The organism is Micrococcaceae bacterium Sec5.1 (assembly GCA_039636795.1).
GTDB lineage: Bacteria > Actinomycetota > Actinomycetes > Actinomycetales > Micrococcaceae > Arthrobacter.
Genome location: CP143430.1, coordinates 2,060,620 through 2,079,553 on the forward strand (window position 1 = coordinate 2,060,620; position 18,934 = coordinate 2,079,553).

An 18,934-nucleotide genomic window follows, 5' to 3' on the forward strand; every position below is an offset into this window, starting at 1 on the left:
TGACAGCAGATGGCAATTTTGAGTATCCGAATCATTGGGGATCCGGTGTTGCGAACCGTAGCCGATCCCGTCGCTGAATTCGGTCCGGAGCTCGCCAAGCTGGTAGCCGACATGATGGAAACCATGGAGGACGTGGAAGGCGCAGGCCTTGCAGCTCCCCAGGTGGGCGTCAGCAAGCGGGTCTTCACCTACCGCATTGCCGGTGTAGAGGGACACATCATCAACCCGATCCTTGACAACAGCGAAGATTTCCAGCCCGACGAAGTTGAGGGCTGCCTCTCCATACCCGGCCTTGGTTTCCCCGTGCGCCGACACCGGGCAACGCGCGCCACGGGTGTGGATCTCAATGGCAATCCGGTAGAGGTTGAAGCCGAAGGTATGCTGGCACGTTGCTTCCAGCACGAGACCGATCACCTCGACGGCGTCCTTTTCACGGACAGGCTTGAGGGCGAAGACCGGAAAGCCGCGCTGCGTGCCATCCGAAACGCGAACTACCACGCTGTGACTGAGCAGACCACATCCAAGCGGGCAAGCTCTGTTGGTTCCAGCTTTGGTGCCGGCAGTTTCGGGGCTCCCGAGTGAGGGTTCTCTATGCAGGAACCCCGGCCGTTGCCGTTCCGTCCTTGGACGCCCTGGTCAAAGCCGGCTTTGACGTCGTTGCAGTCCTGACGCGCCCGGATGCGCCGTTAGGACGCAAACGGGTCCTGACGCCGTCGCCGGTTGCCGCCCGGGCGGAGGAACTCGGCATCGAGATCATTCGCGCTGCCAAGGTGGATGCTGACACTACGGCTCGAATTGCTGAAATTGCTCCGGATGTAGCCGCCATCGTGGCTTATGGGGGAATCGTTCCCCGCGCTGCCCTGGGCGTTCCCCGGCTTGGCTGGGTCAATCTCCACTTCTCGCTTCTTCCCGCGTGGCGTGGTGCGGCTCCCGTGCAGCGCTCCATCATCGCGGGTGACGACTTCACGGGGGCGGCTACCTTCCAACTGGAAGAAGGGCTGGACACCGGCCCTGTGTTTGGCACGCTAACCGAAACCGTGCGGCCGGATGACAGTGCTGGCGATCTTCTCGAGCGTCTTTCCCTGAGTGGTGCCGTCCTCCTCAGCCAGACGCTGTCCGCCATCGACGCCGGTCAGGCGGCGCCGCAGCCGCAGACGGGCGAGGTATCCCTGGCCCCCAAGCTGTCGCTCGAGGACGGACGGTTGGACTGGCAGCAGCCGGCCCTTGCCCTGAATCGAAGGGCGCGCGGCGTTACGCCCGAGCCCGGCGCGTGGACAACGTTGGAGGGGGAAAGGATCAAGCTTGAACCCGTCGCACTCCGACCCGATGTCAAGGACATTGCTCCTGGAGCCATCCGCGTTGATGGAAAGACCGTGCTGGTAGGGACTGGCTCCCACGCGGTGGAACTGGGGCGGATTCAACCCGCCGGCAAAAAGATGATGTCGTCGGCCGACTGGGCCCGCGGCTTGGCTGCACCTGAGAAAGTGGTATTCGAATGAGCGAGTCCGGCCGGCGAGGCCCCAACAACAGCGGGAGCCGGGACGGTGGCGGACACGCTGATCGTGGAGGCCGCAGCGACAGCAAGCGCAATGCCCAGGGCAGGGAACGAAACAGGGGACCCCAGAGGGGCTTCTCCAATAACGCCCCATCCCAGCGCACGCGCCGCGCTGATCCTGCGCGCCTGGTAGCTTACGAAGTCCTCCGTGCCGTCGCATCGGAAGACGCGTACGCGAATCTTGTCCTTCCCGCCAGAATCCGTGAGCACCGCCTGGACCGCCGCGACGCTGGTTTTGCCACCGAGCTGAGCTACGGTGCCTTGCGAGGGCAGGGCACGTACGATGCCATCCTGGCCCGCTGCGTCGACCGCCCACTCGAGCAACTTGACCCCGCGATCCTGGATGCCCTGCGCATCGGCGCGCATCAGCTGCTCTCCATGCGCGTTCCGGCCCATGCTGCGCTGGACCAAACCGTGGGCCTGGCCCGCGCGGTCATCGGCGCCGGGCCGTCTGCGCTCATCAACGCTGTTCTCCGCAAAGTCACGGCGCACAGCATGACAGAGTGGCTGGACATCCTGCTGGAGCAGGAGACAGACGAGACCAAGATTGCTGCCCTGCGTCACGCTCACCCGGAATGGATCGTCCGCGCATTGCGCCAATCGTTGGTGAATCACGGGAGATCCAAGACTGAGATTGAAGCCCTGCTGGAGGCAGACAACGCAGCGCCTGTGGTTAATCTGGTTGCCCTGCCTGGGTTGGGTAACCTGGAGGAAGCTTTCGAGAACGGGGCTACAGCCGGAGAGCTGGTAGAGGACTCCGCGCTGTCGGCCGGAGGCGACCTTGGCCGGCTCGAGTCCGTCCGAAAGGGCACTACCCGTGTTCAGGATGTTGGCTCGCAACTCGTAGCCCGCGCAGTTGCAGGCGTGGATCTGGGCGCGCCTTCACGCGAAGGAGAGCGCTGGCTGGACATGTGCGCAGGGCCGGGAGGCAAAGCTGCCTTGCTTGCGGCCTTGGCTCACCGCGATGGCGCCACCTTGCTGGCCAACGAGCCCGCCCCCCACCGCGCCAAGCTGGTCCGGCAGGCGCTGTCTGCGGTGCCTGCGGAATCTTGGACGGTGCGGACCGGTGACGGACGGGAGGTTGGCGGCGAACAGCCCGACTCCTTTGACCGGGTGTTGGTGGACGTTCCCTGCAGTGGTCTTGGTGCCCTGCGCAGGCGTCCCGAATCGCGCTGGCGCCGCGCACCCAAGGACATCGCGGACCTTGGTCCACTGCAGCGTGAACTGCTGATCTCCGCCGTCGACGCCGTCAAGCCCGGTGGCGTGGTGGCGTACGTGACGTGTTCACCCCACCCTGCGGAAACCACAGCCGTTGTGGGTGACGTCATGGGAAAGCGTGATGACCTTGAGATGCTCGACGCCGGTCAGGCGCTGGACGCTGTCAGCCTCACCGGTGCCCTCGGTGCCGGGCACGAGAATATGGCCCAGCTTTGGCCGCACGTTCACCACACGGATGCCATGTTCATGGCGCTCATCCGCAAAAAGTCCTAGCTCCGCAAAAAAGTCCTGGCTCCGTAAAAAGTCCTAGGCCGCCACACCCGCTTGAACTCAATCGATAAAACAACTGACCCAAAGGGGCTGCCTTGTCTCAGTGCTGTATCAACCCGAGCATCCTGTCCGCAGACTTCGTCAACCTTGAGGCGGAGCTGCAGCGGATCGCCAATGCCGATGCCGTGCACGTGGACGTCATGGACAACCACTTCGTTCCCAACCTGACGCTTGGCTTGCCCGTGGTGGAGCGGATCCAAGCCGTCAGCCCGGTTCCCTTGGACGTACACCTGATGATTTCAGACGCTGATCGTTGGGCACCTGCCTACGCTGACGCCGGCGTCGCATCGGTGACGTTTCATGCCGAGGCTGCCATGGCGCCTGTCAAGCTTGCCCGCGAGCTGCGGGCCCGAGGCTCAAAAGCGGGTATGGCTTTGCGGCCCGCAACTCCTGTTGAGCCGTATCTTGACATGCTTAGTGAACTGGACATGCTCCTGATCATGACAGTTGAGCCGGGCTTTGGTGGCCAGTCGTTCCTGGATATCACCTTGCCCAAGATCCGCCGCGCCCGCGCAGCCATTGACGGCTCCGGCATCGGTGTGGCCATCCAGGTGGATGGCGGGATCACTGAGGAAACCATCCTCCGCGCCGCTGAGGCAGGCGCGAATGTGTTCGTGGCAGGCTCAGCCGTGTACGGGGACGAAGACCCCGCGGCGGCAATTGATCGGCTCCGCGCAGCCGGATCCAAGGGCGGCTCGGCGAAACCGTGACGACCGTCATCAGATGTTACGAAGATTGCAGGGAATAGCTCAGGCATCTTCGCAGTTGTGGCACAATAGCAACACACATACGTGCTCCGGGGTCGGTGTAAGTCCGAACCGGCGGTTATAGTCCGCGACCCGCGCGCCTTGGAATCCAAGTAATTGGAAGCCGCTGGCAAACGGTTGAACCGGTGGAATTCCGGTACCGACAGTTAAAGTCTGGATGGGAGAAGCACGTACAGTCATGCTGTGTGCGTCCTTAGGGACGCCGCGCAGTGTGCTGTCGTACACCCCCGGAGCCATCGCGGCTTACTGGGAAGGAACGGCATGGACTTTCTGCGATGGCTCTTCGAAGCACAGATTCCCGTTGGAGGATCTGCGCTTGTTTTACGCGAAGTGCTTGGCAACATCTTTGGGCTCGCCAGCGCCCTCGGCGGAATGCGCCGCAAAGTCTGGGCGTGGCCTGTAGGCATCGTGGGGAATATCCTCCTGCTGACGGTCTTCCTCGGCAACGTTTTCGGCGCGGCCGCCCCCGCAACCCTCTGGGGACAGGCTGCCCGGCAGATCATGTTCGTAGCCGTCGCCGTCTACGGTTGGTACCGGTGGCAACAAGGCCGGCAAGCCAGCACCCAGGGGCAGGCAATCGTCCCGGGCTGGGCCAGCAACAAGGTCCGCATAGCCCTCATCGGGGCAATGGTGGCAGGAACGGCCGCCCTGACTCCGCTTTTCGACGCGCTGGGCTCCTACCCGCCTGTGTGGGCAGATGCCTGGACGTTCACGGGTTCCCTGCTGGCCACCTACGGTATGGCCCGGGGATGGACGGAGTTCTGGCTCATCTGGGTAGCCGTGGACATCGTCGGCGTCCCATTGCTCTTCAGCGCCGGATACTACGCGAGTGCCGTCATGTACCTCTTCTATGGCTTCTTTACGTTGACCGGTTTCTTCGTGTGGTGGCGTGCAGAGAAGCGTGAACGTGCCTCGGCCCGCCCCGCTCCTGCTGTTGTGGGGGTCGCTGCGTGACTCTGAACCCCAAATTCTTCAATACCGCCGAGACTGCGGCCATGGACGTGGCCCTTACAGCTGCACTCGGCGGGCCGCGTGGAGCCAACCCCTTGGTGGGCGCCGTTGTGCTCAGTCCCGGGGGCGAACAGCTCGCCGTTGGCTACCATCGGGGAGCTGGCACAGCCCACGCCGAGGCCGATGCCATTCTTGAGGCACGCCGTCAGGGTGTGGACCTTGCCGGAACCACCATGGTGGTCACCCTGGAGCCCTGCAACCACGTGGGCCGTACCGGACCCTGCGCACAGGCCATCATTGAGGCCGGGATCTCCAGGGTGATTTACGCCGTCGATGATCCCCACGATCCCGCCGCGGGCGGCGCCCGCACCTTGAAAGCAGCGGGAGTCGACGTCGAATCCGGGCTCGCCGCCGACAAGGCGTTTGACCTCAACCGCGAATGGTTCGACGCCGTAGCAACCAAACGTCCTTTCGTCACCTTGCACATTGCCCAGACGCTGGACAGCCGCATCGCCGCAGTGGACGGTACCAGTCAATGGATCTCCAGTCCTGAGTCGCTCGCGGACAACCACGGATTGCGGGGCCTCATTGATGCCATCCTGGTGGGCACTGGCACGGTACTCATCGACAACCCCCGTCTGACGGCGCGGGCCTCCGACGGCAGCCTGGCGCAGCGTCAGCCGCTCCGCGCCGTCATGGGTTTAAGGGATGTTCCCGAAGATGCTGCGGTACGCGGAACCGATGGCCTTTTTGTGCACCTGCAAACCAGGGACGCGGGGGAAGCGCTCAGCCAACTGTTCCACCTAGGCGTCAGGCATGTCATGGTGGAGGGCGGTTCCAGCATCCTCAGCACGTTCCTTGCTGCTGGCTTGGTGGATGAACTGATCGTCTATCTTGCTCCAACCCTTTTGGGCTCCGGAACGCCCGCTCTGAACGACCTCGGCATTACCACCTTGGCCGATGCCCAGCACTGGGCCTGGGACGATGCCGGTGGAGGGGCTGTACAGACCCTGGGCAACGATCTTCGGCTGCATCTGCGATCCATGAGATCGGCAACAAAGACAGCACCAGCCCAAACAGCAGCGGCCAGCACAACCAAGAATTCCATTCCGCGCAGTGAAGCTGCGGAATACGTCACAGGAGGACACTAAATGTTTACCGGAATCGTTGCCGAACAGGGCACCGTCCTGGCTATTGACCGCGACGGCGATGATAGCGCGACGCTGCGGCTGAAAGCCCCGACCACCACAGAAGGTCTCCCGTTGGGAGGATCCATCGCAGTCAATGGAGTCTGCCTCACCGCCACTCAGATTGACGGGCAGGATTTCAGCGTCGACGTCATGGGGGAGACCCTGATCCGCACCACCATCGGCGAGTTGGCCGCGGGCGATACGGTGAACCTTGAGCGCTGCGTCCCTGCGGGTGGGCGCCTCGACGGCCATGTGGTCCAAGGACATGTTGACGGCGTGGGTGAGCTGCTGGAACGTGAGCCGCTGGGCAACTGGGACCGTTTGAGGTTTGGCGTCCCTGGCCCGCTGGCACGGTACATTGCCGAGAAGGGTTCGATCGCCGTCGACGGTGTTTCGCTGACCGTGACGGCCGTGAGCCCAGCCGCTGAAGCGGCTCCCTGGTTCGAAGTAGGGCTTATCCCTACGACTCTGGAGGAGACAGGCCTGGGGGCTAAGCCGGTTGGTGCCCGGGTGAACCTGGAAGTGGACGTGCTTGCGAAGTACACCGAAAGGCTCCTGTCCTTCGCTCCGCAGGGCTCCCCGGCGCACCGCGCGATCGTGGACACGGCCAACGAGGAGTCAGCCAGGGAGTCTGCCGGGAACCAGGAGGCTGCGCGATGAGCACCCCGACCAAGACGGTCTCGACGGCGAGGGGCCGTACAGGCCTGGATCCCGTGGAAGCTGCGATCGCGGCGATGGCTGCCGGCCAGGCAGTCATCGTGGTGGACAACGAAGACCGCGAGAACGAAGGCGACATCATTTTCGCTGCCGAACACGCCACGCCCGCCCTCATGGGGTGGACCATCCGGTATTCATCGGGCGTCATTTGCGTTCCGCTTGAAGCGGAACGCGCGGATGCCCTTGCGCTTCCGCCCATGGTGGCAGTCAATGAGGACGCCAAAGGTACTGCCTACACTGTTTCCTGCGATGCGGCCATCGGAGTGAGCACTGGTATCTCGGCTACGGACCGTGCATTGACGGCCCGGATCCTCGCCGATCCCCAGAGCACTCCAGCGGCGATTACGCGCCCCGGGCATATTTTCCCGCTCCGGGCGGTTAAGGGGGGAGTGCGTGAACGTCCGGGACACACGGAAGCAGCCGTGGACCTGTGTCGGCTTGCCGGGCTTGCTCCGGTGGGCGTGATCGCTGAGTTGGTACATGACGATGGTGAAATGATGCGCCTGGACAGCCTGCGTGATTTTGCCGCCGAACATGGATGCCCCCTCATCTCTATTGAGGATCTGGTGGCATACGTTGACGCGGTAGAGTCCCAGACGGCACACGTTTCAGTGGCAGACGAGGAGAAGCGATGACCGCACCGACAACGCGCAGCAGCGGCGACACCGAGCCCACACCCCACCCGGTGAGCGGCGGCCCGATTGTCCAGCTGCCCACAGCCTTTGGGGACTTTGTAGCCCAGGCCTGGACGGACCACGTTACAGGCGTGGAACACCTTGCCGTGAGTTCCCCCAACCCGCCTAAGGATGGCCACGCCCCACTGGTGCGCCTGCACTCCGAATGCCTCACTGGCGACGTCTTCGGATCCTATCGTTGCGATTGCGGCGAGCAATTGGCCTTTGCCCTTGAGCTCATCCACGCTGAGGGTGGAACACTCCTGTACTTGCGGGGCCAGGAAGGGCGCGGCATTGGTCTCGCCAACAAGATCAAGGCCTACGCGCTGCAGGAAGCCGGTTTCGATACCGTCGAGGCCAACGAACAGCTGGGCCTGCCGGTAGACGCACGCTCCTATGGTGCCGCGGGTCAGATCCTGGCCGAGATGGGCCTGCATGAGGTCCGGTTGCTCAGCAACAATCCGGACAAGCAGAACCGGCTGGCCGAGGCTGGCGTCTCGGTGGTGGAAATGGTTCCCACGGAAGTTCCTTCGCGCGAACAGAACCTTCGCTATTTGCAGACCAAGAAAGACCGGATGGATCACCGTCTGACGCTCGAAACCGAGACCGTCGGCAACGGAAAGACACCGTCCCGAAGCCCCTTTGACCACGAACAAGACTGAACGGAATTCCAGCAAACAATGAGCGGACACGGCGCACCCACCATCGACCTCACCACCCTCAGGCCCGAGGAAACCTCGCAGCTCAAGCTCGCCATTGTGGCAGCCAGCTGGCACACCCAGATCATGGATGGACTGGTTGATGGCGCACTCCGCGCAGCCAAGGAAGCCGGCATCGCCGAGCCCACCCTTCTGCGCGTCCCCGGCAGCTTCGAACTCCCGGTTGCCGCGGCCCGGCTCGCACCGCACTTCGACGCCGTCGTGGCCCTTGGTGTTGTTATCCGCGGCGGGACGCCGCACTTTGAGTACGTATGCCAGGCCGCGACGTCGGGACTCACCGACGTCAGCGTCCGCACCGGCGTTCCGGTCGGGTTTGGTGTCCTGACTTGCGATACGGAACAGCAGGGCTTGGACCGCGCTGGCCTCCCGGGCTCCAACGAAGACAAGGGCCACGAGGCAGTGACTGCGGCCCTTGCCACGGCAGTGACGCTGAAGCAGTACAGCTGACACTGGGACAGTATGCGTTGAAGGGGATGTGGGTGTGTCTTCACTCACATCCCCTTCGTCATGGAAGGCCCCAACAAGCGGTGCCAGCCCCGAAGCAAGTAGTCTGTAGGGCGTGAAGAATTTCGAGACGCTGTTCGCAGAACTGAGTGAGAAAGCAGCGACCCGCCCGGCAGGCTCGCGTACGGTTGCCGAACTGGACTCCGGAATCCACGGCATCGGTAAGAAAGTGGTCGAAGAGGCCGCCGAAGTCTGGATGGCCGCCGAGTACGAATCCGATGAAGCCGCTGCCGAGGAAATCTCCCAGTTGCTGTACCACCTGCAGGTCCTCATGCTCGCCAAGGGCCTCAGCCTGGAAGACGTTTACAAGCATCTCTAGCCACGCCACTCCGCCTCAATGAGCGGAGCCAGCTGCGTGGCCGAAGTGCCTGAAAACCTCCATTCCAAACAGAAAGTCTCCCCATGCTCCGTGTAGCAGTCCCCAACAAGGGATCCCTGTCAGAAGCCGCCTCTGCAATGTTGTCCGAGGCCGGTTACCGCCAGCGCCGCGACACCCGCGAACTGGTCATGGTTGATCCCGACAATGACATTGAATTCTTCTTCCTGCGCCCCCGCGACATCGCCGTGTATGTGGGCCAGGGAACCCTGGACGTCGGAATCACCGGACGCGACCTCCTGCTGGACGCAAAGGTGGAAGCCGAAGAACTCCTTCCCTTGGGCTTTGCCCCTTCCACCTTCCGTTTCGCCGGCCCCGTGGGTGACTTCACCGGCGTCGAACAGCTCGAAGGTAAGCGCCTCGCCACCAGTTACGACGGTCTCCTTCGTGACTATCTGGCGGATCGCGGCGTGAACGCCAAGGTGGTCCGACTGGACGGTGCCGTCGAGTCATCGGTGCGGCTCGGCGTCGCCGACGCCATTGCCGACGTCGTCGAGACGGGCAACACCCTCAAGGCAGCCGGGATGGAAATCTTCGGCGATCCCATTCTTAAGTCCGAGGCCGTGCTGATCAGGCGCACAGGCCCAGGTGGTGCCGCGAACGGCACTGCCAAGGAAATCGACGTTCTCATCCGTCGCCTGCAGGGCGTCCTCGTGGCGCGGCAGTACGTCCTGATGGACTACGACATCCGTAAGGATCTGGTGGAGGATGCTGCTGCGCTCACCCCTGGCCTTGAATCACCCACCGTTTCCCCGCTGCGGGACTCGGATTGGGTGGCCGTGCGGTCCATGGTTCCCAAGAAGGAAACCAACCGCATCATGGATGAACTGTACGATCTGGGCGCCCGCGCCATCCTGGTCAGCAGCATCCACGCCTGCCGTATCTGACCGGACCGCCTCAGCAGCGCACAGCAGAATTCCTCAGCAGCGCACAGCAGAATTAAGGAGCAGCACATGGCTGTAGCCGTACGCGTCATTCCCTGCCTGGACGTCGATGCCGGCCGAGTGGTCAAAGGCGTCAACTTCGAAGGCCTGAGGGACGCCGGAGACCCTGTGGAACTGGCGCATCGCTACGACAATGGCGGCGCCGATGAACTCACGTTCCTCGACGTCACGGCATCATCGGGCAACCGCGAAACCACGTTCGACGTCGTTCGCCGAACCGCCGAGGAAGTCTTCATCCCGCTGACTGTTGGTGGCGGGGTCCGTGGCGTGGCAGAGGTGGATAAACTCCTGCGCTTCGGTGCAGACAAGGCATCGATCAACACCGCTGCCGTGGCCCGACCAGAGGTCATCGACGAAATCACCCGCCACTTCGGCTCGCAGGTCCTGGTGCTCTCCGTGGATGCGCGCCGTACCCGCGAAGGCGACGCCCCGACGTCGTCCGGTTTTGAAGTCACCACACACGGCGGCCGGACCGGGACGGGAATCGACGCCATCGCCTGGGCCAAGGAAGCCGCGGACCGGGGTGTGGGAGAAATCCTTTTGAACTCGATCGACGCCGACGGCACCAAGGACGGATTCGACCTTGAACTGATCCGCCTTGTCCGTGGGGCCGTCAACATTCCGATCATCGCCTCCGGTGGTGCCGGGAAGCCTGCGCATTTCCCTCCAGCCGTGGAGGCCGGAGCAGACGCCGTGCTGGCAGCTTCGGTGTTCCACTTCGGTCCCGATGACATGATCGCCCAAGTCAAAGCGGCCATTCGCGAGGCTGGCTTCGAAGTCCGCTAAAACGTAAACAACGCGGGGTCACTTTTGGCCCATCTCCGGAAGGATGATGGGCCAAAAGTGACCCCGCGTTGTTTGTCTTAAAGGCCGATGTCTGCGGTTTGCAAAAGCGCGACGGCGTCCGGCTGGCCTTCGAAGGTGACCAGGGCCTGGCTGGTGCGGCCGTGCGCATGCATGAGCAATTCGCCGGGTTCGCCAACAATCGCAACCGACACGGGAGCGCGCTTGGCCACATGCCGGGGGCCGGAGGGCCGCACCAGAACGATGCCGAGGTCCACGCCGCGGTAAAGGAAAGCGGCCCGCTTGATGAGTTCATCCCACAGGGCGTCCGAGTACGCTTCGTCGAGGGCCCGGGGCGCCCAGCGGTCACCCGCGCGGCGGATGTCCTCGGTGTGGACGAAATATTCGATGAGATTCGACGTCTCGTCCAGCGCCTTGATCTTCAAAGGGGAAAGGGCTGGCGGGCCTGCGCGGAACGTCTTGACGAGCTCCGCGTAGTCATCAGTGGTCTTCAGCTTGGCAGCAAGTTTGGCCGTTGCTTTGTCCGAAGCCTTACCGAGGCTGGGAATCAAGAGGCCAATGCCCACGGCAGCTTTACGCTCGCGCAGGTAGAGGTGCGCCGCAAGGTCCCGGGTGAGCCACCCTTGGCAGAGCGTGGGGGAGTCAGGTCCGGCCGCCAACAGGGTTTCGGCCAGTACTTCTCGGGAAGGATCGACGAAATGCATCACTTGTGAAACTAGCACGATCAGGGCAAGGTTGCGCAGTGGAACCGCCGCAGAATCCGGCTCCCATCAAAGGCACTAGACTTGATCTGATGTCAGAGCAGTCCGCCCCCAGTCCAACTCCTGCCGTGGAGCTCTCCAGCGACCCCGGGGACACCCTGCCGCAGGAGATCGCCAGTGCTCTCAAACGGGACTCCGCAGGCCTTGTAGCCGCCATCATCCAGCAGCACGATACCCATGAGGTCCTCATGCTTGGCTGGATGGATGACGAGGCACTCCGCCGCACCATGACCACGGGACGCGTGACCTTCTACTCGCGCTCCCGCCAGGAGTACTGGCGTAAGGGCGACACTTCCGGGCACGTACAGTTCGTGAAGTCAGTCGCCCTTGACTGCGACGGCGATGCCCTCCTGGTCCGCGTGGACCAGATCGGCGCAGCCTGCCATACCGGTACCCGCACCTGCTTCGACGGGCGCGACCTTTCGGTTGTAACGGGCCACCGCGATTAAGGCATCCCCTAGTTTCCCTGACGCACCACCTAAGACCAAAGGCGGAGAACAATAGCCATGCAGGACCTTGGAATCATCAGCCCGGGCCTGGAAGAGTTCCGCGAACTCGCCGTCCACAGCCGTGTCATCCCTGTCCGACTCAAAGTCCTGGCCGACGCCGAGACCCCCATCGGGCTGTACCGTAAGCTCGCCAAGGGCCAGCCCGGAACGTTCCTCCTTGAGTCGGCTGCCGTTGGCGGTGCCTGGTCGCGCTATTCTTTCATTGGTGCCAAGTCCCGGGCCACGCTGACCACGAAGGACGGCCAGGCACACTGGATTGGCGAGCCGCCCGTCGGCGTTCCCGTGACTGGCAACCCGGTGGAAGCAGTCCGTGACACCATCGCCGCCCTGCAAACGGACCGGTTTGAAGGGCTGCCGCCCTTTACTTCCGGCCTCGTCGGTTTCCTGGGCTGGGAAGCCGTGCGCCATTGGGAGAAGCTGACGGCACCGCCGGAAGATGACCTCCAGCTGCCCGAGATGGCCCTGAACCTGGTCACCGACATGGCAGTGCACGACAATGTGGACGGCACAGTCCTCCTGATCGCCAACGCGATCAACTTCGACAACAGTTCCGAGCGTGTGGATGACGCCTGGCACGACGCCGTGGCGCGGGTTAAAGCGCTGCTGGACCAGGTCAGTACCCCTGTTGCCCAACCCGTCTCGGTGCTGGAGCCGGCCGCACTGGATTTCGCGTCCAGCGTGCAGGAACGCTGGGACGAGGCCAAGTACCTGGAAGCCATCGATCGCGGCAAGGAAGCGATCGTCGATGGCGAGGTCTTCCAGGTGGTCATCTCGCGCCGCTTCGAAATGGAGTGCCAGGCCGATCCGCTGGATGTTTACCGCGTACTGCGCAACACCAACCCGAGCCCTTACATGTACATCTTCAGCCTCGAAGATGCTGACGGACGCGAGTACTCGATCGTGGGTTCCTCCCCGGAAGCGTTGGTGACGGTAACCGGCGGCGAAGTCATTACGCACCCCATCGCCGGATCGCGTCCCCGTGGCAAGACTGTTGAAGCTGACAAAGCCCTGGCCACGGAACTTTTGGCCGACCAGAAGGAGCGTGCAGAGCACCTCATGCTGGTTGACCTTTCACGTAACGACCTCTCAAAGGTCTGCGTTGCCGGCACGATTGACGTCACCCAGTTCATGGAGGTGGAGCGTTTCAGCCACATCATGCACTTGGTGTCCACTGTGGTGGGGGAGTTGGCTCCGCATGCCAAGGCCTACGACGTCCTGAAGGCAACATTCCCTGCGGGTACCCTTTCCGGTGCCCCGAAACCGCGGGCGTTGCGCCTCCTGGACGAGCTCGAACCGCACCGCCGCGGTATCTATGGTGGCGTTGTGGGTTACCTCGACTTTGCCGGTGACATGGACATGGCGATTGCCATCCGTTCTGCGTTGCTGCGGGAAGGCCGGGCCTACGTGCAGGCTGGCGGCGGGATTGTTGCTGACTCACACAAACCGTCGGAAGCCCTTGAAACGGTGAACAAGGCTGCTGCGCCGCTTCGGGCAGTGCACACGGCGGGTTCGCTGCAGAATATTTCCGCCGAGACAGTGCGGGATAAAGGAATCGTCGACGGCGGGACGCCCGCCTCATGACCGCTGAAGCACAGGGGCCGACGGCGACCACATCGCCGCGCTGGGCCCGGAAGTCAACGCTTGTTCTGGCCACGGCACTCCTGGCCCTGGCTGTATTTGGAACCACCACGCAGACGTGGATCGAGGTCCGTCTGGACCCGACAGCTGCTTCCAACAGCGACCTCCACGTTCAAGGCAGCAAGGCGGCCACGGCCGTTACCGCACTGGCACTTGTAGCACTTGCCGGTGGGCTGGCGGCTTCCATTGCAGGGCGGATCGCCCGCTGGATCATCGCAGCACTCCTTGTCCTCTCAGCTGCGGGCATTATCCTGGCGGCAGTCACAGTGCTGTCTGACCCTCTCGGTGCCGCGCAGGGTTCCATCGCTGCGGCAACCGGCATCTCGGGAGGTCAGGCGAGCGTGGCCACAACGGTCTTCCCTGTCCTGGCAATCGTGGCCGGTGCCTTGCTTGCCGTCTGTGCAGTGGTCTTGCCGCTGGCCGGACGGTATTGGAAAAGCCGCACCAAGTACGACGCCGCTGCCGTCAAGGAACGCGGTAGCGGACCAGTGGACGAGATCGACAGCTGGGACAGTCTTTCCCGCGGCGAAGACCCAACCTAAGCAGCCCAGCAATCTTTCGGGCCGGTATGGCGCAACATAAGCGCCAGCGCCGGTCCTGACGTCGGACGATGTCCCGGCCGCCGTCAATAAATGGCAGAATGTAAGCAGTATTCATCCTGAGGAGATTCCACATGAGCAAAACCACAGTGTCCGCAAACCAAGCTACCTCCACCATGGCCAGCCACGCTGATGCCATCGGCCACGGTAACAGCCCGGCTGCCTGGACCTGCGTGATTGTGATGCTGGTCGGCGCCCTGATTTCCTCCATTGCTTTCGTCATCGCCAGCACCCCCATCTTCATCGGCGGTGTCGTGGTCATGGTGGCCGGCCTCATCGTTGGCTGGGCCATGCGCAAGGCCGGCTACGGAGTGGGTGGCAGCAAGCTGCAGAACAACGGCCACTAATCGTGACCGTTCTTGACGACATCATCGTCGGCGTCAAGGAGGACATGGAAGCCCGCCGCCGGCTTGTGTCCCTCGTTGAGCTGAAGGACCGCGTTGCTGGTGCAGCCCCCGCGCGTGACGCTTGGGCTGCCCTGGGTGGTACCTCGTCGAATCGTGACGATCTCAAGGTCATCGCTGAAATCAAGCGTCGTAGCCCCTCCAAAGGCGACCTCGCGCCCATTGATGATCCGGCTTCGCTCGCGGTGCAGTACGAACATGGCGGAGCTTCGGTCATCAGCGTCCTTACCGAGAAGCGACGTTTCGGCGGATCGCTGGCAGATCTCGATGCCGTACGTGCCGCCGTCGATATTCCCTTGCTGCGCAAGGACTTCACGGTGGACGATTACCAGATCTGGGAAGCCCGCGCCCATGGTGCGGACCTTATTCTGCTGATCGTTGCGGCCTTGTCCGACTCGGAGCTGGCTCACTTCAGTGCCCTCAGCCATGAGCTTGGCATGAACGTGCTCGTGGAAACGCACACCGAAGAGGAAATTGAGCGTGCCGTCGCTGCGCAGGCCAAGATCATCGGCATCAACGTCCGCAACCTGAAGACGCTCGACGTCGACCGTTCAGTTTTCGGTTCACTGGCCGGTTTGATTCCGGCTGAGGCAGTGATTGTTGCGGAGTCCGGCGTGCGGACGGCCGAGGACGTCACGCACTATGCCGCGAGCGGCGCCAATGCCATCTTGGTGGGGGAGGCGCTGGTCAGCGACTCAACCCCGCGCGAACGCATCACCGAATTCAAGGCAGCTGGAGCTGCCGCCATCGCCGTCAGGAACTGAGGCAGTACCTGAAACAAGGCGACAGCCATGAGGCAGCCCGGGCATGAGCCTGCGGCTGCCTTGTGGCACGTGGAACTACCCGATGAACTAACTTCGAACAGGACGGTGAGACTGATGGTGGACGCGCCAACAGCCAGCTCGGAAGAGAATGCGGCCGACGCATTCCTGCAAGGTGGCACTTCGCTGCGCAACGCGGCCGGGCCCTACTTCGGTAACTACGGTGGCCGTTGGATGCCGGAGTCACTTATCGCCGCACTCGACGAAGTCCAGGACACGTTCGAAAAAGCCAAGGCCGATCCCGAGTTCCTCGCGGAGTTGAAGGACCTCAACAAAAACTACTCCGGGCGTCCGTCGCTGCTGACAGAGGCCAAGCGCTTCTCCAAGCACGCTGGTGGCGCGAGGATTTTCCTCAAGCGTGAAGACCTCAACCACACCGGTTCGCACAAGATCAACAACGTCCTGGGGCAAGCCCTCCTGGCCAAGCGCATGGGCAAGACCCGGGTCATTGCCGAAACCGGCGCAGGCCAGCACGGCGTTGCCAGCGCGACGGCAGCCGCCCTCCTGGGCCTTGAATGTGTTGTCTACATGGGCGCGGAGGACTGCCGCCGTCAGGCTTTGAACGTTGCCCGCATGCAACTGCTCGGCGCCACTGTGGTTCCCGTGACCAATGGTTCGCAGACCCTCAAGGACGCCATCAACGACGCCCTGCGGGATTGGGTTTCGAACGTGGAGAACACCCACTACCTACTGGGTACCGCGGCCGGAGCTCACCCGTTCCCCGCCATGGTTCGTTTCTTCCACGAAGTGATCGGCGAGGAAGCCCGCGCTCAGATCCTGGACCAGACTGGCAAGCTGCCCGACGCCATCTGTGCCTGCATCGGTGGTGGCTCCAATGCCATCGGCCTGTTCCACAGCTTCCTGGACGACGCATCCGTGAAGATCTACGGCTTTGAGGCAGGTGGCGACGGCGTAGAGACCGGGCGTCACGCTGCAGCAATCTCCCTGGGACGTCCCGGTGTGCTGCACGGTGCCCGTTCCTACCTCATGCAGGACGAAGACGGTCAGACCATCGAATCCCACTCGATCTCTGCCGGACTGGACTACCCCAGCGTGGGACCCGAGCACTCGTACCTCGCGGACATTGGACGCGTGACGTACGAGCCCATCACTGACACCGAAGCCATGGACGCCTTCAGCCTCCTGTGCCGGACTGAGGGGATCATCCCCGCTATCGAGTCTGCGCACGCGCTTGCCGGTGCCATCAAGGTGGGCAAGCGCCTCACCGAGGGTAAAGAGGACCCGTCCGAGATCTCCGTGATCGTGAACCTGTCCGGTCGTGGGGACAAGGACGTGGAAACCGCAGCCGCATGGTTCAACATGTTGGACGAAGAAGGTCACGTCAAGGGCACCACCCTGTCTACCCGCAAGCCCAAAGGTCCTGCAGAGCGCACCTCCGAAGCAGCCGTGGATGTAAACGAGGACCAGAACTGATGACTGAACAATTCGCCAGCAAATCTGCTGCTGCCATCGACCGTGCCAAGGCTGAAGGCCGGGCAGCCCTTGTCGGATACCTTCCGGCGGGCTACCCCACTGTCCAGGACAGCATCGAGGCAGGCATTGCCCTGGCACGGAACGGTGCGGACCTCATCGAGATCGGTATTCCCTACTCCGATCCAGTGATGGACGGACCTGTAATCCAGGCTGCAACCACGGAAGCGATCAACAACGGTTTCCGCGTCGCCAATGTCTTCGACGTCGTTGCGGGGATTACTGCCGCTACTGACGCCGCCGTGTTGGTGATGACCTACTGGAACCCGGTTATGCGGATGGGTGTGGATGAGTTTTCCCGCCGTCTGGCCGAATCCGGGGGAGCAGGCCTGATTACTCCAGACCTTATTCCGGATGAAGCCAGTGAATGGTTCGCAGCCTCGGACAAATACGGACTGGACAGGGTCTTCCTGGTGGCTCCGTCGTCAACGCCGGAACGCATGGATATGACTGTCAAGGCGAGCCGTGGCTTTGTGTATGCCGTCTCCATCATGGGCGTGACCGGCACGCGCCAGTCCGTCAGCAGCACCGCCGAAAACGTCGTGGCACGTGCCCATGCTGCTGGCGCGGAACGGGTTTGCGTTGGCCTTGGTGTTTCCAACCCGGATCATGTTCGCGAGATAGCTGCCTACGCGGACGGCGTGATCGTCGGCACCGCGCTCGTGGCGGCCCTCCGCGACGGCGGCGTTGACGCCGTCGGCCAACTCACCAAGAACCTCAGCGCCGGCTTGGGCCGCGCAGCTGCAGACGCCTAGGAAAAGGAAACAGCGAAGCCCATGCAGACCGTCCTCCACGCAGCGGCAATGGTTCCACTGAGCATCCCGAGCCCATCGTGGTCCGGTTTCGACATTCCGCTGCCGTGGGGGACGCTGCGTATCCACGCTTACGCCCTCTGCATCTTGGCGGGCATCATCATCGGCCTCTGGCTGACGGCCGCCCGATGGAAGCGCCGTGGAGCCCCGGAGGGCAGCCTGTGGGATATCGCCATTTGGGCGATTCCTTTCGGCATCATCGGTGGCCGGCTTTACCACGTGTTTTCGTCCCCGGATGCTTACTTTGGCCCTGGGTTCGATGGCACAGGTGACCTCTCCCTGATTCCGCAGATACAGCGAGGCGGCCTGGGTATTTGGGGCGCCGTGCTGCTTGGCGCCGTGGGTGCCTGGATCGGTTGCCGTCGGGCGGGCGTCAAGCTCACGGCGTTCCTGGATGCCGCGGCTCCCGGATTGCTGCTTGCCCAGGCGATCGGCCGTTGGGGCAACTGGTTCAACCAGGAACTCTTCGGCGCTCCCACCACGTTGCCGTGGGGACTCCAGATTGACCCTGCAAACGCCAACTTCCCAGCGGGTATGCCGGCAGACACGCTCTTCCACCCGACGTTCCTCTATGAATTCCTGTGGAACATCCTGGGCGTCGCCATTCTGCTCCTGCTGGACCGGAAGTTCCACTTCCGCCGCGGACGCCTGTTCTGGCTCTACGCGATGTATTACACGCTGGGCCGCGTGTGGATCGAAGCGCTCAGGATTGACGACGCCGAGCAAATCAGCCTCTTCGGGATCACCACCAGGCTGAACGTGTGGACGAGTATCTTCGTCTTCATTGCGGCGCTGGTTATCTTCCTTGTTCTCGGCAGGGGAGGACGGCCGCAGCCGGATACCCCTTATTTACCGGGCAAGGAACCTGAAGCCATGCCGGCCAAAGATGAGGCATCCGTGACGAGCGTCACCAGTCATGATGTGGACCCATCTGTCTCGGATAGTGGTTCCCGTGGTAATCTCCCAGATAACCAAAGCGATCCGGGCCACGTTGACGAGCCGCAGGATGCAGCAGGAGATTCGGCAAAGGACTCACCGTCCAAGGCGGAATCGGAATCTGCTGCGACTGCCGCAAGGAAGGCCCCCGGATCCTCGCTGGAAGCTGACGACACCAAGTAGTCGCTTCCGGCAAAGGGGCAACAGAGTCACC

At 62.8% G+C, this 18,934-nt stretch carries 22 protein-coding genes and 1 riboswitch; of the genes, 21 read left to right on the plus strand and 1 reads right to left on the minus strand.

Features of this window, described 5'->3' with window-relative positions:
* Positions 1 to 9 precede the first annotated feature (9 nt).
* The 13 genes from def to hisF all read left to right on the plus strand — a co-directional run bounded on the left by def (position 10) and on the right by hisF (position 10,731).
* On the plus strand, positions 10 to 582 hold the full coding sequence (gene def, locus VUN82_09555; GenBank protein XAS74050.1) for a peptide deformylase: 573 nt from the start codon (positions 10 to 12) through the stop codon (positions 580 to 582).
* A complete protein-coding gene (gene fmt, locus VUN82_09560; protein ID XAS74051.1) occupies positions 579 to 1,499 on the plus strand; it encodes a methionyl-tRNA formyltransferase in 921 nt (306 codons plus the stop codon). The genes def and fmt overlap by 4 nt, the downstream gene beginning before the upstream one ends.
* Positions 1,496 to 3,046 (plus strand): transcription antitermination factor NusB, encoded by a 1,551-nt coding sequence (locus VUN82_09565; GenBank protein XAS74052.1) that lies wholly within the window; start codon positions 1,496 to 1,498, stop codon positions 3,044 to 3,046. Before fmt ends, VUN82_09565 begins: the two co-directional genes overlap by 4 nt.
* A 92-nt stretch (positions 3,047 to 3,138) precedes the next feature.
* Complete coding sequence (rpe, locus tag VUN82_09570) at positions 3,139 to 3,813, plus strand: ribulose-phosphate 3-epimerase (GenBank protein ID XAS74053.1); 675 nt, start codon at positions 3,139 to 3,141, stop codon at positions 3,811 to 3,813.
* A 77-nt stretch (positions 3,814 to 3,890) separates the two neighbouring features.
* Positions 3,891 to 4,044, plus strand: a riboswitch (FMN riboswitch).
* An 87-nt stretch (positions 4,045 to 4,131) separates the two neighbouring features.
* On the plus strand, positions 4,132 to 4,824 hold the full coding sequence (gene pnuC / locus VUN82_09575; GenBank protein ID XAS74054.1) for a nicotinamide riboside transporter PnuC: 693 nt from the start codon (positions 4,132 to 4,134) through the stop codon (positions 4,822 to 4,824).
* A gap of 41 nt (positions 4,825 to 4,865) precedes the next feature.
* On the plus strand, positions 4,866 to 5,972 hold the full coding sequence (gene ribD, locus VUN82_09580) for a bifunctional diaminohydroxyphosphoribosylaminopyrimidine deaminase/5-amino-6-(5-phosphoribosylamino)uracil reductase RibD (protein XAS74658.1): 1,107 nt from the start codon (positions 4,866 to 4,868) through the stop codon (positions 5,970 to 5,972).
* Positions 5,973 to 6,671 (plus strand): riboflavin synthase, encoded by a 699-nt coding sequence (locus VUN82_09585; protein XAS74055.1) that lies wholly within the window; start codon positions 5,973 to 5,975, stop codon positions 6,669 to 6,671.
* On the plus strand, positions 6,668 to 7,363 hold the full coding sequence (gene ribB, locus VUN82_09590) for a 3,4-dihydroxy-2-butanone-4-phosphate synthase (protein ID XAS74056.1): 696 nt from the start codon (positions 6,668 to 6,670) through the stop codon (positions 7,361 to 7,363). Before VUN82_09585 ends, ribB begins: the two co-directional genes overlap by 4 nt.
* Positions 7,360 to 8,064: a GTP cyclohydrolase II gene (ribA, locus tag VUN82_09595; protein ID XAS74057.1), complete on the plus strand. Its 705-nt coding sequence runs from the start codon at positions 7,360 to 7,362 to the stop codon at positions 8,062 to 8,064. Before ribB ends, ribA begins: the two co-directional genes overlap by 4 nt.
* Before the next feature lie 18 nt (positions 8,065 to 8,082).
* On the plus strand, positions 8,083 to 8,568 hold the full coding sequence (ribH, locus tag VUN82_09600) for a 6,7-dimethyl-8-ribityllumazine synthase (GenBank protein ID XAS74058.1): 486 nt from the start codon (positions 8,083 to 8,085) through the stop codon (positions 8,566 to 8,568).
* Positions 8,569 to 8,680: 112 nt separating this feature from the next.
* Entirely contained in the window at positions 8,681 to 8,944 is a 264-nt protein-coding gene (locus VUN82_09605) for a phosphoribosyl-ATP diphosphatase (protein ID XAS74059.1), read from the plus strand.
* A gap of 83 nt (positions 8,945 to 9,027) precedes the next feature.
* On the plus strand, positions 9,028 to 9,888 hold the full coding sequence (hisG, locus tag VUN82_09610) for an ATP phosphoribosyltransferase (GenBank protein ID XAS74060.1): 861 nt from the start codon (positions 9,028 to 9,030) through the stop codon (positions 9,886 to 9,888).
* A gap of 66 nt (positions 9,889 to 9,954) precedes the next feature.
* On the plus strand, positions 9,955 to 10,731 hold the full coding sequence (gene hisF, locus VUN82_09615; GenBank protein ID XAS74061.1) for an imidazole glycerol phosphate synthase subunit HisF: 777 nt from the start codon (positions 9,955 to 9,957) through the stop codon (positions 10,729 to 10,731).
* Positions 10,732 to 10,808: 77 nt separating this feature from the next.
* On the opposite strand, the gene VUN82_09620 is transcribed toward hisF, so the two are convergent.
* On the minus strand, positions 10,809 to 11,453 hold the full coding sequence (locus VUN82_09620) for a TIGR03085 family metal-binding protein (protein ID XAS74659.1): 645 nt from the start codon (positions 11,451 to 11,453) through the stop codon (positions 10,809 to 10,811).
* 89 nt (positions 11,454 to 11,542) lie between these two features.
* Here VUN82_09620 and hisI point away from each other — a divergent pair, with 89 nt between their 5' ends.
* From hisI to lgt, 8 genes are all read left to right on the plus strand, one after another.
* On the plus strand, positions 11,543 to 11,959 hold the full coding sequence (hisI, locus tag VUN82_09625) for a phosphoribosyl-AMP cyclohydrolase (GenBank protein XAS74062.1): 417 nt from the start codon (positions 11,543 to 11,545) through the stop codon (positions 11,957 to 11,959).
* 57 nt (positions 11,960 to 12,016) lie between these two features.
* The gene (locus tag VUN82_09630; GenBank protein ID XAS74063.1) at positions 12,017 to 13,600 is read left to right on the plus strand and encodes an anthranilate synthase component I; all 1,584 of its coding nucleotides are present in this window, start codon (positions 12,017 to 12,019) and stop codon (positions 13,598 to 13,600) included.
* Entirely contained in the window at positions 13,597 to 14,199 is a 603-nt protein-coding gene (locus VUN82_09635) for a Trp biosynthesis-associated membrane protein (GenBank protein XAS74064.1), read from the plus strand. Before VUN82_09630 ends, VUN82_09635 begins: the two co-directional genes overlap by 4 nt.
* Positions 14,200 to 14,330: 131 nt before the next feature.
* Complete coding sequence (locus VUN82_09640; protein XAS74065.1) at positions 14,331 to 14,603, plus strand: HGxxPAAW family protein; 273 nt, start codon at positions 14,331 to 14,333, stop codon at positions 14,601 to 14,603.
* 2 nt (positions 14,604 to 14,605) lie between these two features.
* Positions 14,606 to 15,424: an indole-3-glycerol phosphate synthase TrpC gene (gene trpC, locus VUN82_09645; protein ID XAS74066.1), complete on the plus strand. Its 819-nt coding sequence runs from the start codon at positions 14,606 to 14,608 to the stop codon at positions 15,422 to 15,424.
* A 114-nt stretch (positions 15,425 to 15,538) separates the two neighbouring features.
* A complete protein-coding gene (gene trpB / locus VUN82_09650; GenBank protein ID XAS74660.1) occupies positions 15,539 to 16,915 on the plus strand; it encodes a tryptophan synthase subunit beta in 1,377 nt (458 codons plus the stop codon).
* The gene (gene trpA / locus VUN82_09655; GenBank protein ID XAS74067.1) at positions 16,915 to 17,727 is read left to right on the plus strand and encodes a tryptophan synthase subunit alpha; all 813 of its coding nucleotides are present in this window, start codon (positions 16,915 to 16,917) and stop codon (positions 17,725 to 17,727) included. The genes trpB and trpA overlap by 1 nt, the downstream gene beginning before the upstream one ends.
* Before the next feature lie 21 nt (positions 17,728 to 17,748).
* A complete protein-coding gene (lgt, locus tag VUN82_09660; GenBank protein ID XAS74068.1) occupies positions 17,749 to 18,903 on the plus strand; it encodes a prolipoprotein diacylglyceryl transferase in 1,155 nt (384 codons plus the stop codon).
* The last annotated feature ends 31 nt before the right edge of the window (positions 18,904 to 18,934 follow it).

Excerpts from the sequence above, each read along its gene's own strand:
- VUN82_09565 (XAS74052.1), top strand. The coding sequence starts at position 1,496 with ATGAGCGAGTCCGGCCGGCGAGGCCCCAACAACAGCGGGAGCCGGGAC.
- def (XAS74050.1), top strand. The coding sequence starts at position 10 with ATGGCAATTTTGAGTATCCGAATCATTGGGGATCCGGTGTTGCGAACC.
- VUN82_09640 (XAS74065.1), top strand. The coding sequence starts at position 14,331 with ATGAGCAAAACCACAGTGTCCGCAAACCAAGCTACCTCCACCATGGCC.
- ribB (XAS74056.1), top strand. The coding sequence starts at position 6,668 with ATGAGCACCCCGACCAAGACGGTCTCGACGGCGAGGGGCCGTACAGGC.
- VUN82_09620 (XAS74659.1), bottom strand. The coding sequence starts at position 11,453 with ATGCATTTCGTCGATCCTTCCCGAGAAGTACTGGCCGAAACCCTGTTG.
- hisF (XAS74061.1), top strand. The coding sequence starts at position 9,955 with ATGGCTGTAGCCGTACGCGTCATTCCCTGCCTGGACGTCGATGCCGGC.
- VUN82_09585 (XAS74055.1), top strand. The coding sequence starts at position 5,973 with ATGTTTACCGGAATCGTTGCCGAACAGGGCACCGTCCTGGCTATTGAC.
- trpA (XAS74067.1), top strand. The coding sequence starts at position 16,915 with ATGACTGAACAATTCGCCAGCAAATCTGCTGCTGCCATCGACCGTGCC.
- ribA (XAS74057.1), top strand. The coding sequence starts at position 7,360 with ATGACCGCACCGACAACGCGCAGCAGCGGCGACACCGAGCCCACACCC.
- hisI (XAS74062.1), top strand. The coding sequence starts at position 11,543 with ATGTCAGAGCAGTCCGCCCCCAGTCCAACTCCTGCCGTGGAGCTCTCC.
- pnuC (XAS74054.1), top strand. The coding sequence starts at position 4,132 with ATGGACTTTCTGCGATGGCTCTTCGAAGCACAGATTCCCGTTGGAGGA.
- ribH (XAS74058.1), top strand. The coding sequence starts at position 8,083 with ATGAGCGGACACGGCGCACCCACCATCGACCTCACCACCCTCAGGCCC.
- VUN82_09635 (XAS74064.1), top strand. The coding sequence starts at position 13,597 with ATGACCGCTGAAGCACAGGGGCCGACGGCGACCACATCGCCGCGCTGG.
- VUN82_09630 (XAS74063.1), top strand. The coding sequence starts at position 12,017 with ATGCAGGACCTTGGAATCATCAGCCCGGGCCTGGAAGAGTTCCGCGAA.
- trpB (XAS74660.1), top strand. The coding sequence starts at position 15,539 with ATGGTGGACGCGCCAACAGCCAGCTCGGAAGAGAATGCGGCCGACGCA.
- hisG (XAS74060.1), top strand. The coding sequence starts at position 9,028 with ATGCTCCGTGTAGCAGTCCCCAACAAGGGATCCCTGTCAGAAGCCGCC.
- ribD (XAS74658.1), top strand. The coding sequence starts at position 4,866 with ATGGACGTGGCCCTTACAGCTGCACTCGGCGGGCCGCGTGGAGCCAAC.
- lgt (XAS74068.1), top strand. The coding sequence starts at position 17,749 with ATGCAGACCGTCCTCCACGCAGCGGCAATGGTTCCACTGAGCATCCCG.